Origin of the sequence: Pseudomonas lyxosi (assembly GCF_047758685.1) — a bacterium.
Lineage (GTDB): Bacteria > Pseudomonadota > Gammaproteobacteria > Pseudomonadales > Pseudomonadaceae > Aquipseudomonas > Aquipseudomonas lyxosi.
In genome coordinates, this window is sequence record NZ_CP180481.1 from 1,175,789 (window position 1) to 1,191,996 (window position 16,208).

Annotated in this window: 11 protein-coding genes and 1 pseudogene; 5 read left to right on the top strand and 7 right to left on the bottom strand. The window is 58.7% G+C overall.

Annotated elements, in window-relative coordinates; all coding sequences use genetic code 11:
- Positions 1–232: 232 nt before the first annotated feature.
- From ACMXYI_RS05580 to ACMXYI_RS05590, 3 genes are all read right to left on the bottom strand, one after another.
- Positions 233–871 (bottom strand): peroxiredoxin, encoded by a 639-nt coding sequence (locus tag ACMXYI_RS05580; RefSeq protein WP_129440176.1) that lies wholly within the window; start codon positions 869–871, stop codon positions 233–235.
- Positions 872–1,167: 296 nt separating this feature from the next.
- The gene (locus ACMXYI_RS05585; protein WP_415772120.1) at positions 1,168–2,529 is read right to left on the bottom strand and encodes an OprD family porin; all 1,362 of its coding nucleotides are present in this window, start codon (positions 2,527–2,529) and stop codon (positions 1,168–1,170) included.
- Between the two features lie 350 nt (positions 2,530–2,879).
- Positions 2,880–4,229 (bottom strand): OprD family outer membrane porin, encoded by a 1,350-nt coding sequence (locus ACMXYI_RS05590; RefSeq protein WP_415772122.1) that lies wholly within the window; start codon positions 4,227–4,229, stop codon positions 2,880–2,882.
- 351 nt (positions 4,230–4,580) lie between these two features.
- Here ACMXYI_RS05590 and tauA point away from each other — a divergent pair.
- Positions 4,581–5,567, top strand: a pseudogene (gene tauA / locus ACMXYI_RS05595) (taurine ABC transporter substrate-binding protein).
- Between the two features lie 114 nt (positions 5,568–5,681).
- On the opposite strand, the gene argA reads toward tauA, so the two are convergent.
- Positions 5,682–6,980: an amino-acid N-acetyltransferase gene (gene argA / locus ACMXYI_RS05600; RefSeq protein ID WP_074871805.1), complete on the bottom strand. Its 1,299-nt coding sequence runs from the start codon at positions 6,978–6,980 to the stop codon at positions 5,682–5,684.
- Positions 6,981–7,116: 136 nt separating this feature from the next.
- Positions 7,117–8,274: an acetylornithine deacetylase gene (gene argE / locus ACMXYI_RS05605; RefSeq protein WP_415772124.1), complete on the bottom strand. Its 1,158-nt coding sequence runs from the start codon at positions 8,272–8,274 to the stop codon at positions 7,117–7,119.
- 157 nt (positions 8,275–8,431) lie between these two features.
- On the opposite strand from argE, the gene ACMXYI_RS05610 reads away from it, so the two are divergent.
- Complete coding sequence (locus ACMXYI_RS05610; RefSeq protein ID WP_415772126.1) at positions 8,432–9,799, top strand: inorganic triphosphatase; 1,368 nt, start codon at positions 8,432–8,434, stop codon at positions 9,797–9,799.
- 120 nt (positions 9,800–9,919) lie between these two features.
- On the opposite strand, the gene ACMXYI_RS05615 is transcribed toward ACMXYI_RS05610, so the two are convergent.
- Entirely contained in the window at positions 9,920–10,390 is a 471-nt protein-coding gene (locus ACMXYI_RS05615) for an Lrp/AsnC family transcriptional regulator (RefSeq protein WP_415772128.1), read from the bottom strand.
- A 126-nt stretch (positions 10,391–10,516) separates the two neighbouring features.
- On the opposite strand from ACMXYI_RS05615, the gene ACMXYI_RS05620 reads away from it, so the two are divergent.
- The 3 genes from ACMXYI_RS05620 to ACMXYI_RS05630 all read left to right on the top strand — a co-directional run bounded on the left by ACMXYI_RS05620 (position 10,517) and on the right by ACMXYI_RS05630 (position 13,121).
- The gene (locus tag ACMXYI_RS05620) at positions 10,517–10,855 is read left to right on the top strand and encodes a hypothetical protein (RefSeq protein WP_415772130.1); all 339 of its coding nucleotides are present in this window, start codon (positions 10,517–10,519) and stop codon (positions 10,853–10,855) included.
- Between the two features lie 90 nt (positions 10,856–10,945).
- Positions 10,946–12,730: a GspE/PulE family protein gene (locus ACMXYI_RS05625; RefSeq protein ID WP_415772132.1), complete on the top strand. Its 1,785-nt coding sequence runs from the start codon at positions 10,946–10,948 to the stop codon at positions 12,728–12,730.
- 73 nt (positions 12,731–12,803) lie between these two features.
- Positions 12,804–13,121 (top strand): DUF2388 domain-containing protein, encoded by a 318-nt coding sequence (locus tag ACMXYI_RS05630; RefSeq protein WP_415772133.1) that lies wholly within the window; start codon positions 12,804–12,806, stop codon positions 13,119–13,121.
- 178 nt (positions 13,122–13,299) lie between these two features.
- On the opposite strand, the gene gcvP is transcribed toward ACMXYI_RS05630, so the two are convergent.
- On the bottom strand, positions 13,300–16,173 hold the full coding sequence (gene gcvP, locus ACMXYI_RS05635) for an aminomethyl-transferring glycine dehydrogenase (protein WP_415772134.1): 2,874 nt from the start codon (positions 16,171–16,173) through the stop codon (positions 13,300–13,302).
- Positions 16,174–16,208: the final 35 nt, after the last annotated feature.

A 16,208-nucleotide genomic window follows, 5' to 3' on the forward strand; every position in this document is an offset into this window, starting at 1 on the left:
GTTATATCCATAAATCATATTTATTCATTTGGTTATTCCTTACAGATCTATATGAAATGACTTTTCCCGGGCAAAAAAATAGGCCGTAAAAACGGCCTGAAATCCCCTGCTTTGTGTATACGGTGGTGATCGTTCCCACCCTCCGCGTGGGAATGCAGCCCGTGACGCTCCGCGTCACTGGACGCGGAGCGTCCCTAGAGGCATTCCCACGCGGAGCGTGGGAACGATCAATTCAACGATTAGGTTGCGGCGTCAGACGCAGGTACGGCTTCACCGCGCGATAGCCCTTGGGAAAGCGTTTCTTGATTTCGTCTTCGTCCTTGAGCGACGGCACGATCACGACTTCATCACCGTCCTGCCAGTTGGCCGGGGTGGCCACCTTGTAGTTGTCGGTGAGTTGCAGCGAGTCGATCACCCGCAGAATTTCATGGAAGTTACGGCCGGTGCTCGCCGGGTAGGTGATGGTCAGTCGAACCTTTTTGTTCGGGTCGATCACGAACAGCGAACGCACGGTCAGGGTGTCGTTGGCGTTCGGGTGGATCAGGTCGTAGAGGTCCGAGACCTTGCGGTCGGCGTCGGCAAGGATCGGGAAGTTGACGAGGGTGTTCTGGGTTTCGTTGATGTCTTCGATCCACTTGTGGTGCGAGTCCACCGGGTCCACGGACAGGGCAATGGCTTTCACACCACGTTGGGCAAATTCGTCCTTGAGCTTGGCAGTGAAGCCCAACTCGGTGGTGCACACCGGGGTGAAGTCCGCCGGATGGGAAAACAGCACGCCCCAGCTATCGCCCAGCCATTCGTGGAAACGGAGGGTGCCGGCGCTGGAATCCTGTTCAAAGTCGGGGGCGATATCGCCCAGTCTGAGGCTCATGGTGCTGCTCCTGGTGAGTGCTTGTTGAGGTCAACTGTGCCTGCATTTCTTATTCATGAAAAAGAATAAATATCGATTTGTTTAGATCGCAAATGAATATTAAAAATGTGTTCACTGGACCTCGGCAGCAGTCAGGACGACTATCACCCACAAGGTTCGAGAAGGCCTTGAGTTGCTATACAAAGAGGGAAAACTTCGAGGAGGGTTTACGGGGGTGAGCCTGACTTGAAAACGCAAAAGCCCCGCCCGGCGAGATGCCGGGCGGGGCTTTTTTTTCGGCGGTTACGCGAGCGCTATTACAACAGCGGGATCGAGTAGCTGACGATCAGACGGTTTTCGTCCTGCGAACGAGTGTTCGGCAGGTCGGTACGCCACATAGCGTTTTTCCACATGACACCAAGGTTTTTCAGCGCGCCTTCTTGTACGACGTAAGCCAGAGTCAGGTCGCGTTCCCACTCGGAAGCACCGTTAGCCAGCTCGCCACCGCGAGCGTTGACCGTATCAATTTCATCACCTTTCAGGTAGACCACACCGGCCGTCAGACCTGGTACACCGACCTTGGCAAAGTCATACGAGTAGCGTGCTTGCCAAGTGCGCTCGCCGGCACGGGCGAACTTCTGGATCTGCATGTCGGTAGTCAGGTAAGCCGAAGCGCCGTCACCCTGGTTCAAGTAAGGGAAGTCGCTGCTACCGTTGCTGACCTGATAGCCGCCGCCGAAGGTGTGGCCGGCAACGGTATACAGGAACAGGCCGCTATACAGGTTGTTGTCGACCTTGCCTTTACCGCTTGGCGCATTGTAGTTGCCAGAGGTGAAGTAGTTAGCGTCGTGACCGTTGGCACCGTCATCCCGGCTGTTGAAGTAGCGCAGGTCGGATTTCAGAACGCCCGGGCCGATTGCCCAGTTGTGAACCAGACCCAGGAAGTGCTGCTTGTAGAAGTCTTCGAGGTTGCCGTAGTAGTACTGGGCAGTCAGGTCTTTGGTGATTTTGTAGTCACCGCCACCGTAATAGAATTTGTTGCTGTCGCGACCAGTCGCAGTGCGACCGTTGGCACCAACGATCGACAACTCTTCGTTGTTGCTGGAGTTACGGCCCTTGGCGTGCTCGATCTGACCACCGACCAGTGTAAGGTCCTTGATCTCGCCCGAAGTGATCTGACCGCCCTGGAAGGTTTGTGGCAGCAGACGACCGTCGTTGGTCACGATCACCGGCAGTTTTGGCTGCAAGGTACCCAGCTTCAGTTCAGTCTGGGAGATCTTGGCTTTGGCAGTCAGGCCCAGGCTGGAGAAATTATCAACCGCTTCGCCGTTGGACTTGCTCGGGAACACAGTGCCGCCATAAGCGTTACCAGGGGTGCCATTGGCGTTAACGTTGCCATTAGTGCCACCGCCCGAATCCAGACGTACACCCAGCAGGCCGATGGCGTCGATACCGAAGCCGACAGTGCCTTGGGTATAACCGGAAGTGAAGCGCAGATCGAAGCCTTGGCCCCACTCTTCGTTTCGACTTGGTTTGGCAGTGCCGTCACGGTTATCCGTGTTGATGTAGAAGTTACGCAGCCCCAAAGTAGCTTTGCTGTCTTCGATGAAACCGGCGGCGCCTGCCTGCTGCGCCAAAACCCCTACGGCCACAGCCAGGGCCAAGGTGGACTTGTTCATTGTTTCGCTCCTATCGTTTCTAATTTTTGAGGTCCTGGGTCGAATGCCCTGGATCCTGAAGTGCTCGGTGAGTGCCAGACCGGGTGACTACGGCGATAGCCTGAGCCCTATGATTTTTGCCCGCATGATAAACACAAAAAGAATTATTTCATCATTTTTCATGCCATTCAGGAATATAGCTTCGCGCTATTACTCTGAGTCGGGACCCAAGGTATCGGCTCGTAGGCCACTCACTTTAGGTGTTTGGCTTAAAAGCTAAAAAGAATAAAAAATTACTACTAAAGCTCAATTTGGAATATGGAGAAACACAAAAAAGCCTCGCTTGTAGGCGAGGCTTTTCTTGGTGGTTTTTACAGGAAGCTGTAGGTGTAGTTGAAGATCAGACGGGTCTGGTCTTGATCAAGGGTGCTGGTGTTGCCACGGTAGGTACCGTGACGCAGTGTTGTACCAAACCCTTTAAGTGCACCCGTTTGAATCACGTAATCAATACGCGCGTCGGTCTCGTGCTCACTCAGGTCTTTACCAGTACCGCTGGTAGCCTTGATGTCTTGGCCATTCAAGTAAGAAATCGAAGCTTTCAAACCTGGCACGCCCAGTGAGGCGAAGTCATAGGAGTACTGACCGTACGTGGTGTTTTCACCGGCACGGATGAAGCTGCCAACCGTGGCGTCGGTAAACGAGTAGAAACTGGAGCCGCCCGCCCCTTCGTTGCGACCGTTGCCATCGACAACGTTACCTTGGTTCAGGAAAACGAAGCCGCCGTCGTCGCTGACACGCTGATGCCCGAGCAGAAACGCGCTGCCACCCAGGGTATAGGTGAACGTACCGCTCCAGGTCTTGTTATCGACCACGCCCCTTTCCTTGGCGAAGCCATTGTTGTTGTTGAATAGGTAGCCGGCATCGCCGTTCTTGCCGTCGGAGCTGCTGTCGAAATAACGAAGATCGGTCTTGAACGACTGATTGCTGGCGATCGGGTAGACGTGCACCAGGCCGAGGAAGTTTTGCTTGTAGTAGTCTTCCAGGTTCGCATAGTAGTACTGCAGCGTCAGGTCTTTGGTAACCTTCCAGTCAGCACCGGCGTAACGGAATTTGTTGCTCTCTTTGGCATTGCCAATGGTAGAGACTGCCAGGCCAGTGCTGTTGGAGGAGGCACGACCCACCGCGTGCTCCAGCTGACCCACGTTGAAGGTCACGTTGTCGATTTCCTTCGAGGTGATGGTGCCACCCTCAAAGGTTTGTGGCAGTAAACGGCTGTCGTTCGCGATCAGGATCGGCAAGTTTGGCTGCAGAGCGCCGCCCAAGTGGGCCTCGGTCTTCGAGAAGCGCGCCTTGACGTTGCCCGCTACACGGCTCCACTCATCCACCGCCGAACCATCGGAATCACTAGGGATGAACGTATTGTTGTCCGGGTGATGGCCCTTGCCTCCATCCAGATGGATGCCGACCAGCGCCTGGGCGTCGAAACCGAAACCAACGGTACCTTGGGTGAAACCAGACAGGTAGTCGAACTTGAGACCCTCACCGGCTTCTCGCTGTCTGTTACCAGGAGTGCTCGGACCTTCACGCATATCAGCGTCGTAATACATGGTGCGAGAACTGACGGAAGCCTTGCTGTCTTCCAGGAAACCCGCGGCGCCTGCCTGCTGCGCTAAAACCCCGACGGCCACGGCCACACCCAGAGCCAAGGTGGACTTGTTCATTGTTTCACTCCTCTCGTTTCTAATTCTTGTGTTCCTGGCCCTGGGTCGTATGCCCGGGATCCTAAGATGCGCGATTAGCGCCAGACCGTGACTCACAAGTCAATCGTAACTTTGTGTGTCTACGACCATAGTCTAATCCCCAGTAAATTCATTCCTTGCCGGGCCATAAACCCAAAAAGAATCATCCAATTCTTTTTCATACCGTTTAGGAATTTAGCTCCGCACTATCCCTTGAGCCGGGACACGGGCACCGGCTCTTAAGCTAATTCCTAAATGGTATTGGCTAGAATTTTTTTAGATCGATTAGCTTTGATGCAATTCACGATCAATCCCTATCGAAGGCAGCGCATGATGACCAAACGCGCACTATCCGGCCCAATTGTTACAGTTTGTGTATCGCTAATAATATCTTTTAGCGCTCACGCGGCGAACCTCACGATCGGTTATCAAACCGGTATCGACCCCAGCAAAGTCCCCCAGGCAGACGGCCTGTACGAGAAAACCATAGGCCAAAAAATTGATTGGCGTCGTTTCAATAGCGGCCCGGAAGTGGTTACAGCCCTTGCTTCCGGCGACGTGCAGATTGGCAACCTCGGCTCCAGTCCGTTGGCAGCCGCGGCTTCGCGCAATCTGCCGATCGTTGCGTTCATCGTTTCCGCCCAGATCAACGCCGCTGAAGCACTCGTGGTGCGTAACGGCAGCGGCATCGATAAACCGGAAGATCTGATCGGCAAGACCATCGCCACACCCTTCGTTTCAACCTCCCACTACAGTTTGCTGGGTGCGCTGAAGCACTGGGGCCTGGACGCCTCGAAAGTCAAAGTGGTGAATTTGCAACCGGCGGAAATCGCGGCGGCGTGGAAGCGTGGTGATATCGATGGTGCGTTTGTCTGGTCACCCGCGCTGGGGGAGATTCGCAAGACCGGCAAGAACTTGACCGACGCGGCACAGGTCGGGCAATGGGGTGCTCCGACCTTCGAAGTCTAGGTCGCTCGCAAGGATTACGCCGAGAAGCACCCAGAGGTTGTGGCCAAATTTGCCAAGGTCACACTGGACTCGTTCGCCGACTATGCCGCGCATAAAGACAGCTGGACCGCTGACTCGGTACCGGTGCAAAAAATCGCCAAACTGACCGGTGCCAATGCCGTCGATGTGCCGGAGTTACTGGCCGGTTCCACGTTCCCGGATGCTAAAGCCCAACAGACCACCGTGCTGCTGGACGGCGGCACGGCCAAGGCGATTGGCGAGACGGCGAAGTTCTTGAAGGAACAAGGAAAGGTCGAGACAGTGCTGCCGGATTATTCGCCGTATGTCAGCGCGAAGTTTGTGCAGGATTAAGATCGTTCCCATGCTCTGCGTGGGAATGCCTCTACGGACGCTCCGCGTTCGGCTCTAGATGGGACGCGGAGCGTCCCGGGCTGCATTCCCACGCAGAGCGTGGGAACGATCAGGTCAGAGGGTTTTTTCGAAGATCTTCGAATTACGTTGATAGTTGTACAGCGACGCCCGCGCCGACGGCAGACGCTCTACGCTGCTCGGCACAAACCCACGCTCTCGAAACCAGTGAGCGGTCCGGGTCGTCAGTACGAACAAGGTTTTCAGCCCCTGCGCCCGGGCGCGGGTTTCGATGCGCTCCAGCAGCTCATCACCACGACCGCCATGGCGGTATTCCGGGTTCACCGCCAGACACGCCAACTCCCCCGCATCCGAATCAGCAATCTGATACAGCGCCGCACACGCGATGATCATGCCTTCGCGTTCGACCACACTGAACTGCTCGATCTCACGCTCCAGCACCTCGCGGGAACGCCGCACCAGAATGCCCTGCTCTTCCAGCGGGCTGATCAAATCCAGCAAACCACCGACGTCTTCGATCGCCGCTTCGCGAACAATTTCAAATTGCTCCTGGGCCACCAGCGTACCGCCACCGTCACGGGTGAACAGTTCGGTCAGAAGCGCGCCGTCTTCGGCGTAGCTGACGATATGACTGCGCGCCACGCCGCCGCGGCAGGCCTCAGCGGCCGCATCCAGCAGCTCAGCTTGATAGTTGCTGCCCAGGCGCTGCAGATGCGCCGGCACTTGTTGCGGACGCAACTCACGAACCAGGCGACCGTTTTCATCGATCAGACCCAGGTCGGCGCCAAACAACAGCAGCTTGTCCGCCCCCAGATCGATGGCCGCGCGGGTGGCGACGTCTTCGCAGGCGAGGTTGAAAATCTCACCGGTCGGCGAGTAACCCAGTGGCGACAACAGCACGATGGAACGCTCATCCAGCAGGCGATTGATGCCCTTGCGGTCGACCCGACGCACTTCGCCGGTGTGGTGATAGTCCACGCCTTCGAGCACGCCGATCGGCCGCGCCGTCACCAGGTTGCCGCTGGCCACCCGCAGACGCGAGCCCTGCATCGGCGATGAAGCCATGTCCATGGACAGTCGTGCTTCGATGGCGATACGCAGCTGGCCGACCGCATCGATCACGCACTCAAGGGTCGCGGCATCGGTGATGCGCATCCCGTGGTGGTAATGCGGGGTCAGGCCGCGCGCCGCGAGGCGGGTTTCAATTTGCGGACGGGAACCGTGAACCAGCACCAGTCGCACGCCCAGGCTGTGCAACAGCACCAGGTCGTGGACGATATTGCCGAAGTTCGGGTGCTCCACGCCGTCGCCGGGCAGCATGACGACGAAGGTGCAATCGCGGTGGGCGTTGATGTAAGGCGAAGCGTGACGAAGCCAATTAACGTATTCGGGCATGAACCTGGGCCTGTAATAAATAGCAGCCAAAAAATGGGCGAAACAGAAAAACGCACAGCGGGCTGATGGTTATCGTCGGAACAGGCTTGGCGACACGCGCGCTCTCCTCATGAATACGGGTTTGAATGCCGGCAATTTATACGGCTTGGGCCGGTGTCAGGCAGTAATGTTCAATCAGTTGTCGTAATAGATGCACGGTAGGCTGCAAACGTGACATTTCGAGGTATTCCCCCGGTTGGTGCGCACAGGCGATGTCGCCAGGGCCGAGCACCAGGGTTTCGCAGCCAAGACGCTGAAGATAAGGCGCTTCGGTGCCGAACGCCACTGCTTCGGCACGATGGCCGGTGAGCTTTTCAGCGACCCGGACCAATTCAGAGTCCTCGGCCTGCTCGAAGGGCGGCACTTCGGGGAACAGCGGCGCGTATTCGATCTTCACCTGATGCCACTCGGCAATCGGCTTGAGCTTCTGCAGAATCTCCGCGCGCAGGGCGTTAGGGTCCATGCCCGGCAACGGGCGCAGATCGAACTCCAGCGAACACTGGCCGCAAATACGATTGGGGTTATCGCCGCCATGGATGCAGCCGAAATTCAGGGTCGGCGTCGGCACGCTGAACTGCGGATTACGGAATTCGCGCTGCCACAGCAGGCGCAAACCGCGCAGTTCACCGATAGCGTCGTGCATGGCTTCGAGGGCGCTGTGGCCAAGGCGCGGGTCCGAGGAGTGGCCGCTCTGACCGAGGATATCGATGCGCTCCATCATGATGCCTTTGTGCATGCGGATCGGCTTGAGCCCGGTCGGCTCACCGATCACCGCGGCACGACCCAGCGGCCGCCCGGCTTCGGCCAACGCACGCGCACCGGACATCGAGCTTTCTTCATCGCAGGTAGCGAGGATCAACAGCGGTTGCTTGAACGGCTGATCAAGCAGCGGTATGACGGCTTCGATGGCCAGCGCGAAAAAGCCCTTCATGTCGCAGCTGCCAAGTCCGACCCAGCGGCCGTCGACTTCGGTCAGCTTCAGCGGATCGGTCTGCCACAACGCACCATCGAACGGCACTGTGTCGCTGTGACCAGCCAGCACCAAGCCACCGGGGCCGGAACCGAAACTGGCCAGCAGGTTGAATTTTCCGGGGCTGACCTGCTGGATATCACAGGCAAAACCCAAATCACCGAGCCACGTTGCCAACAGGTCAATCACTGGCCGGTTGGATTGATCGAGGCTGGGCTGGGTGCAGCTGACGGACGGCGCAGCGATCAGCGCAGCGAATTGATCTTTCATGGACGGCAAAAGCATCGCTGACTCCCAACTCCCGATTTGAACTCCATCATAGAACCATCCGGCGACAGGAATAAACCGCCGCGGCGCGTAGGACGGGTGAGTCCTGTACACTGCACGACCTTGGCAGCCACACATTCCCCCGGCTGCGCTCCCGATCCTGGATTTTCCGGCCATGCAGAAAGAAACCGAAATCAAACTCCGCGTCAGCCGCGAAACCCTCGCCGCCCTGCGCGAGCACCCGTTACTGAAAAAACGCAACAAAAGTGGCTGGGAACGCCGTGAGTTGATGAACCAGTACTTCGACACGCCTGAGCGCGACCTGGCCCGCGCCAAGGTTGCCCTGCGCCTGCGCCGCGATGGCGAAGAAGTGATTCAGACCCTCAAGACCCGTGGCCAGAGCGTCGCCGGTTTGTCCGAGCGTAACGAATACGACTGGAACCTGCCCAAAGCCAAGCTCGACGTGAAGAAACTCGACGGCGAATGCTGGCCTGAAGAATTGGCCGAACTGGACAAGAAAACCCTGAAGCCGATCTTCACCACCGATTTCGTCCGCGAACGCGCTGAAATCGCTTGGGGCCGTGGCAAGACCAAAGTGGTTATCGAAGCCGCGCTGGACCTGGGCCACGTGGTGGTCGGCAAGCAGAAAGAAGAAATCTGCGAGCTGGAACTTGAACTGCGCGAAGGCGAGCCGGCCGCTCTGCTGGAACTGGCCGCCGAACTGGCCGCGACCCTGGCCCTGATGCCGTGTGACATCAGCAAGGCCGAGCGCGGTTATCGCCTGTACGACGCCAACAGCTATTCGTTGAGCCTGCCGGCGCCGCAGATCACCGCTGAAACCCCGCTGGACGACGCTTTCGCCGCGCTGAGCTGGCACTTGCTGAGCAGCAGCCAACGCCTGGCCGAGCAGTATCGCTTCAATGGCCACTGGCGCCTGTTGCAGGACTGGGTCGAAAACCTGGCTGAATTGCGCGCGCTGCTGAGCAGCCTGGGTCAAGCCGCGCCACGTCAGTCGACGCACGATCTGCGGGTTGCGCTGGATGCCTTGCTGGAAGACTGGCGTCCGCTGGTACAAGCCGGTGTCGACGACGAAGATGTGCGCAAAGCCGCGCCGGAGCAGTTCCTCGAAGAACTGGAAGATCCGCGTTGGGGCCTGTTCTCGCTGAACACTTCGCGCTGGTTGCTGGCCCGCACCTGGGCGGCCGATCGCAATGTCCGTGGCAATCGTCAGGGCGCTGCCCAATTGGGTAGCTGGCTGCCGCGTTTGCTGGGTGAAGAAGCGACTTCCCTGCAACTGCAGCGTTATCAGCAACAGCCGGAAGACCTGGCCGAACAACTGCCGCGCATCGAGCGCATTCAGGCCTGGCTACACCACGCCCGCAGCGTGCTGGACATCCCGGAAATGGATCGCCTGTACGGTGAGCTGAAACAGCTTGCTCTGCTTGCTAACGAGCCGATCACCGACGAATCGCTGGATGCGCGTAAGCAGCAGGCGATTGCTGTGTATCAGAATCGTGCCTGGAAAATGCTGCTGCGCATGTAACCCTGTGATGATCGTTCCCACGCTCTGCGTGGTAATGCCTCAAGGGACGCTCCGCGTCCAGGTGACGCGGAGCGTCACCGCTGCATTCCCACGCGGAGCGTGGGAACGATCAGTGTAGGGTCAGCGCAACACTGGCAAACTCGTCGTGGACTTTATCTCCGATAAAGCCACGATCGAGTTCACCTCCTGAATCCCCGGCACCATCGACAGCTTCTCGAAGAAAAACCGCTCATACGCCTCGATGTCCGCCGTCACAATCCGCAGCAAGAAGTCCACCGACCCCATCAGCACATAACACTCCAGCACTTCGGGAAAACCGCGAATCGCCTCGGTGAACTCGGTGAAGTTCGAGCGCCCGTGAGCGTTGAGTTTGATTTCGGCGAAGATCTGCGTGTTAAGCCCGATTTTCTTCCGGTCGAGCAAGGTCACCTGCCCCCGAATGACCCCTTCCTCCTTCATCCGCTGTATCCGCCGCCAGCACGGCGACTGCGACAGCCCCACCTGCTCGGCGATCTGCGCGCTGGAGAGTGAAGCGTCCTCTTGCAGCAACGCGAGAATCTTGCGGTCGTAGCCATCCAGCTCGCTATGCATAAAAAAACCTTTGATTGATAACTTACCGAATCAAGCAATTCAAATAATCGCCAATAAGCCCAATCATAGATAAGAAATGCCCGGCACCGAATGTAAAAATTCCTCCAGTGATTTTGGAGACCGACCATGCCGCACCTAGAAGCCGTGAATACCCCGCACACCCGCGCCGATGTCTGGAACGTCAGCAACGCCCACTGCCGCGTTCACTATCAACTGCTGGCCGAGGCCGAACCGGATCTGCTGTGCCGGGCACTCAACCTGTTCGCTTTGCAGTTTTTGACGCCGCAACAGGTCAACGTGCAGCGGATGGACGATCTGTTGTCGATCGACATCGTGATAGACGGCCTGAGCTGGCACCGCGCCCAGGTGATCGCGGAAAAATTACGTAACCTGATCAGCGTCTGTTCGGTTGATCTGCAAGCGGTTGATTGCATGTGGGAAGAACCGGCTCAGGCGGCAGGCTGAAAAAACTCGACACGGCTTCGTCGGGTAGTGGCCCAACGGTCAGCGGCTCCGCGACTATCCTTTGCGAACTGTTGTTCATGAGGAGCCCGCATGTCCGTTCAACTTGCCATTCAGGACCGCTGGCTGGATCTCAATGATTTGCTGCGTGAACTGGTCGCCCAAGGCTTTATCAATCAGGACTCGGCCGAACACGCGCTCAATGCTCGACGCCGTCACGCTGCCAATGGCCAGATGCACCCGCTGGAATTCATCGCCAGCCAGCTCCTGGACGATCTCAGCCGTCCCGGCAAACACCTCGACCTGGAAAGCCTGACGCTTTGGCTGTCGCAGCAAGCCGGCCAGCCTTACTTGCGTATCGACCCGCTGAAAATCAACGTTGCAGCGATTACGCCGCTGATGTCCTACGCGTTCGCCCAGCGTCACAAGATTCTTGCGGTGTCTATCGACCGCGACGCCGTCACTGTGGCCAGCGCCCAACCCTACGTCACCGGCTGGGAAGCCGACCTGACCCATGTGCTGAAATTGCCGATCAAGCGTGTGGTGGCCAACCCGGTCGACATCCAGCGCTTCAGCGTGGAGTTTTTCCGCCTGGCCAAATCGGTCAGCGGCGCGACCAACGCCGATCAGCAGATGAACACCCTGGGCAACTTCGAGCAGTTGCTCAACCTCGGCGCCAGTGACCAGGAACCGGACGCCAACGACGCGCACATCGTCAACATCGTCGACTGGTTGTTCCAGTACGCGTTCCAGCAGCGCGCCAGCGATATCCACATCGAACCCCGGCGCGAACAAGGCACGGTGCGCTTTCGCATCGACGGCGTGCTGCACAACGTCTATCAATTCCCGCCGCAAGTAACCATGGCGATCGTCAGCCGCCTGAAAAGCCTCGGGCGGATGAACGTCGCGGAAAAACGCAAACCCCAGGACGGCCGGGTCAAGACCAAAACCCCGGACGGTGGCGAAGTCGAGTTGCGGCTGTCGACATTGCCTACCGCATTCGGCGAAAAAATGGTCATGCGGATCTTCGACCCGGAGGTACTGCTCAAGAATTTCGATCAGTTGGGCTTCTCCGCCGATGACTTGCGTCGCTGGCAAGACATGACGAGCCAGCCCAACGGCATCATCCTGGTCACCGGCCCGACCGGTTCCGGCAAGACCACCACGCTGTACACCACCCTGAAAAAACTGGCGACGCCGGAGGTCAACCTCTGCACCATCGAAGACCCGATCGAAATGGTCGAGCCGGCGTTCAATCAGATGCAGGTCCAGCACAACATCGACCTGACCTTCGCCGCCGGTGTGCGCGCGCTGATGCGACAGGACCCGGACATCATCATGATCGGTGAGATCCGTGATCTGGAAACCGCTGAAATGGCGATCCAGGCTGCGCTCACGGGCCACTTGGTGCTGTCGACGCTGCACACCAACGATGCGCCGAGCGCGATCAGCCGCTTGCTGGAGCTGGGCGTGCCGCATTACCTGATCAAAGCCACGGTGCTCGGCGTCATGGCCCAGCGCCTGGTCCGCACCTTGTGCCCGCATTGCAAGGCACCGCTGACACTGGGAGAAGAAGACTGGCAAACCTTGACCCGGCCCTGGCAGGCACCGTTGCCGAGCAACGCACATCGCGCCATCGGTTGCCTGGAATGCCGCGATACCGGTTACCGCGGCCGCGCCGGGGTCTATGAAATCATGCAGCTGACGGACGGCGTCAAAGCGCTGATCAACCCCGACACCGATTTGCTGGCCGTGCGGCGTCAGGCCTTCAAGGAAGGCATGCGCAGTTTGCGGTTGTCGGGGGCGCAAAAAGTCGCAGCGGGTTTGACGACGATCGAGGAGGTGCTGCGAGTAACGCCGCAGAGCGAGCAAAAGTAGGCGCGGCCGTTACGGAACTCGATTGGGGAATTGGCAATCCAACGCCGTAGTTAACCCAGTGGAGTCACCCAATATGCGTCTCAAACTTGCTGTCGCTACCATCGCCTTGTTGTCCCTTCCTGTCGGTTCGGCGATGGCCGATAGCTTTTGGCGTAACGTCATCTCGTCCGGTGCGACCACCGGTTCGACCTATCTGACCTTCAAGGATCACAAGCTGATCGTTGCTGCCCAGGACGATGCTGGCAGCTTTGTCGCCAGTGACGGCGGCATTCGCGGCCCATACCTGGAGGCCGCGATGCAGAAAGTCCGCGCCGACAACCCTGGCCTGCAGGTCACGGACATGGAGCTGGCGAACGCGATCCTGGCGAAGAATGCCGTCGCTTCGGAATAAGGTTTACTGCTGAACAAAAATGCCGCTCACATGGGCGGCATTTTTTATGCCTGATACAAAACCCCTGTGGGAGCGAGCTTGCTCGCGATAGCGGTGCAACAGTCATTGATGATTTCGACTGACCCACCGCTATCGCGAGCAAGCTCGCTCCCACATTGGACTTGTATCTCTCGCGAGGTCAGCGGTAATCGTCTACCGGCACACAGGCGCAGAACAGATTGCGGTCACCGTAGACATTGTCCACCCGATTCACCACCGGCCAGTACTTATGCGCCTTGGTGTGAGCATCCGGCGTCACTGCCTGCTCGATGCTGTAGGGCCGCTCCCAAACCCCGGTGATATCCGCCAGGGTATGCGGCGAACGTTTCAGTGGGTTGTCATCGGCCGGCCAGTTGCCGTTCTGCACCTCGGTGATTTCCGCGCGGATACTCAGCATCGCCCCGATAAACCGGTCCAGCTCCGCCTTCGATTCACTTTCGGTCGGTTCAACCATCAACGTCCCCGGCACCGGAAACGACATGGTCGGCGCATGGAAGCCATAGTCCATCAGCCGCTTGGCGACGTCCTCCTCGCTGATCCCGGTCAGCGTCTTGAGTGGCCGCAGGTCAAGAATGCATTCGTGCGCCACCCGCTCGTTGCGCCCGGTGTACAGCACCGGAAACGCCCCGGACAAGTGTTGCGCCAGGTAATTCGCGGCGAGGATCGCCACCTCACTGGCATCCGCCAATTGCGGGCCCATCATCACAATGTACATCCAGCTGATCGGCAGGATGCTCGCACTGCCCCAGGGCGCCGCGCTGACTGCGCCGTTTTGCGCCAGCGGCCCTTCGATCGGCACAACCGGGTGATTGGCCACGAACGGCGCCAGATGCGCCCGCACACCAATTGGCCCCATGCCCGGCCCGCCGCCACCATGTGGAATGCAGAAAGTCTTGTGCAGGTTCATGTGGGACACGTCGGCGCCAATGTCCGCCGGGCGCGCCAGTCCGACCTGAGCGTTGAGGTTGGCGCCATCCATGTACACCTGGCCGCCGTGGCTGTGGATAACTTCGCAGATTTCGCTGATGCCTTCCTCGTATACGCCGTGGGTCGAAGGATACGTCGCCATCAGGCAGGCGAGTTTGTCTCCGGCCTCTGCGGCCTTGCCTTTGAGGTCATCCAGATCAACGTTCCCCGCCTCGTCGCATTCGACGATCACCACGCGCATACCGGCCATCTGCGCCGAAGCCGGGTTGGTACCGTGGGCCGAGGACGGGATCAGGCAGATATCCCGCGCGCCCTCATGACGACTCTCGTGATATTTACGAATCGCCAGCAACCCGGCGTATTCACCCTGGGCGCCGGAGTTGGGTTGCATGCAGATCGCGTCGAAACCGGTAATCGCGCAGAGCCAACGCTCCAGTTCTTCGATCATCAGCGAATAACCGACCGCCTGCTCTTTCGGCACAAACGGGTGCAGGTTGGCGAACTGCGGCCACGTGATCGGGATCATCTCGCTGGTGGCATTGAGTTTCATGGTGCAAGAACCCAGCGGGATCATCGATTGGTTGAGCGCCAGGTCCTTGTTCTCCAGTTGCTTAAGGTAGCGCAACATCTCGGTTTCGCTGTGATGGGCGCTGAACACCGGGTGGCGCAGATAAGGCGAGGTACGCAGCAGACCTGCGGGAATGCCGGAAGCAAGGGTTTCAGCATCCAGTTCGTCGACGTTAAGCCCATGATCGGCACCGAGGAACACATCAAACAACTTCGCGACGGTGGACTCGTCAGAGGTTTCGTCGAGGCTCAGCCCCAACTGCCCGCGCCCGAGAATGCGCAGGTTGATCTGTGCAGCCTGGGCACTTTCGATGATTGCTGTCTGAGTACCACCGACTTCCAGCGTCAGCGTGTCGAAAAAGTGTGTGTTGAGGCGGGTGATGCCGTGGCGCTCCAGGCCAGCGGCGAGGATGCTGGTCAGCCGATGGACGCGTTGGGCAATGCGTTTGAGCCCTTCCGGACCGTGGTAGACCGCATAGAAACTGGCAATGTTGGCCAGCAGCACCTGAGCGGTGCAAATGTTCGAGTTGGCTTTCTCCCGGCGGATATGTTGCTCGCGGGTTTGCAGGGCCATGCGCAAAGCGACGTTGCCGCGAGCATCTTTCGAGACGCCGATGATCCGCCCGGGAATCGCCCGTTTGTACTCATCGCGACTGGCAAAAAACGCCGCGTGAGGCCCGCCGTAACCCATGGGCACGCCGAAACGCTGGGATGAACCGAACACCACGTCAGCGCCCAACTCCCCCGGAGGCGTCAGTAACAGCAGACTCAGCAGATCGGTTGCGACACACGCCAAGGCTTGCTGCGCATGCAGATGATCGATCAATGGACGAAGATCGCGGATCTCACCGTGGGTATCGGGATATTGCAGGAGCGCGCCGAACACTTGGTGCTGTTTCACGTTATCCACAGAGTCGATGATCAGCTCGAAGCCGAACCCTTCTGCTCGGGTCTGCACCACGGAAATGGTCTGCGGATGACAGTTTTCGTCGACGAAGAACAGATTGCTTCTGGACTTGGCGACACGCTTGGCCAATGCCATGGCTTCCGCCGCCGCCGTGGCTTCGTCCAGCAGCGAGGCGTTGGCCAGTTCCAGGCCGGTGAGGTCGATGGTCAATTGCTGGAAGTTCAGCAGCGCTTCGAGTCGCCCTTGGGCGATCTCTGGTTGATACGGCGTGTACGCGGTGTACCAACCGGGATTTTCCAGCACGTTGCGCACAATGACGGTCGGCGTGAGGGTGCCGTGGTAGCCCATGCCGATCAGGCTGGTCCAGACCTGGTTTTGCTCGGCGTAACCGCGCAGTTTGGCCAGTGCGGCTTCTTCGTCGAGGGCGGGCGGCAGGTCGAGCGGCCTGTTCAGGCGGATTCCCGGCGGCACCGTCTGCTCGATCAACTCGACCCGGCTGCCGAGGCCGAGGCTGTCGAGCATCGCCTGTTGCTCGGCGGCATCGGGCCCGAGGTGGCGGCGAAGGAAGGCATTGGGGTCGCGTAACTGGCTCAAGGACGGCAACTGGGACATGACGGGCTCTCTCTTGACTGGCGCTCAACGTCGAT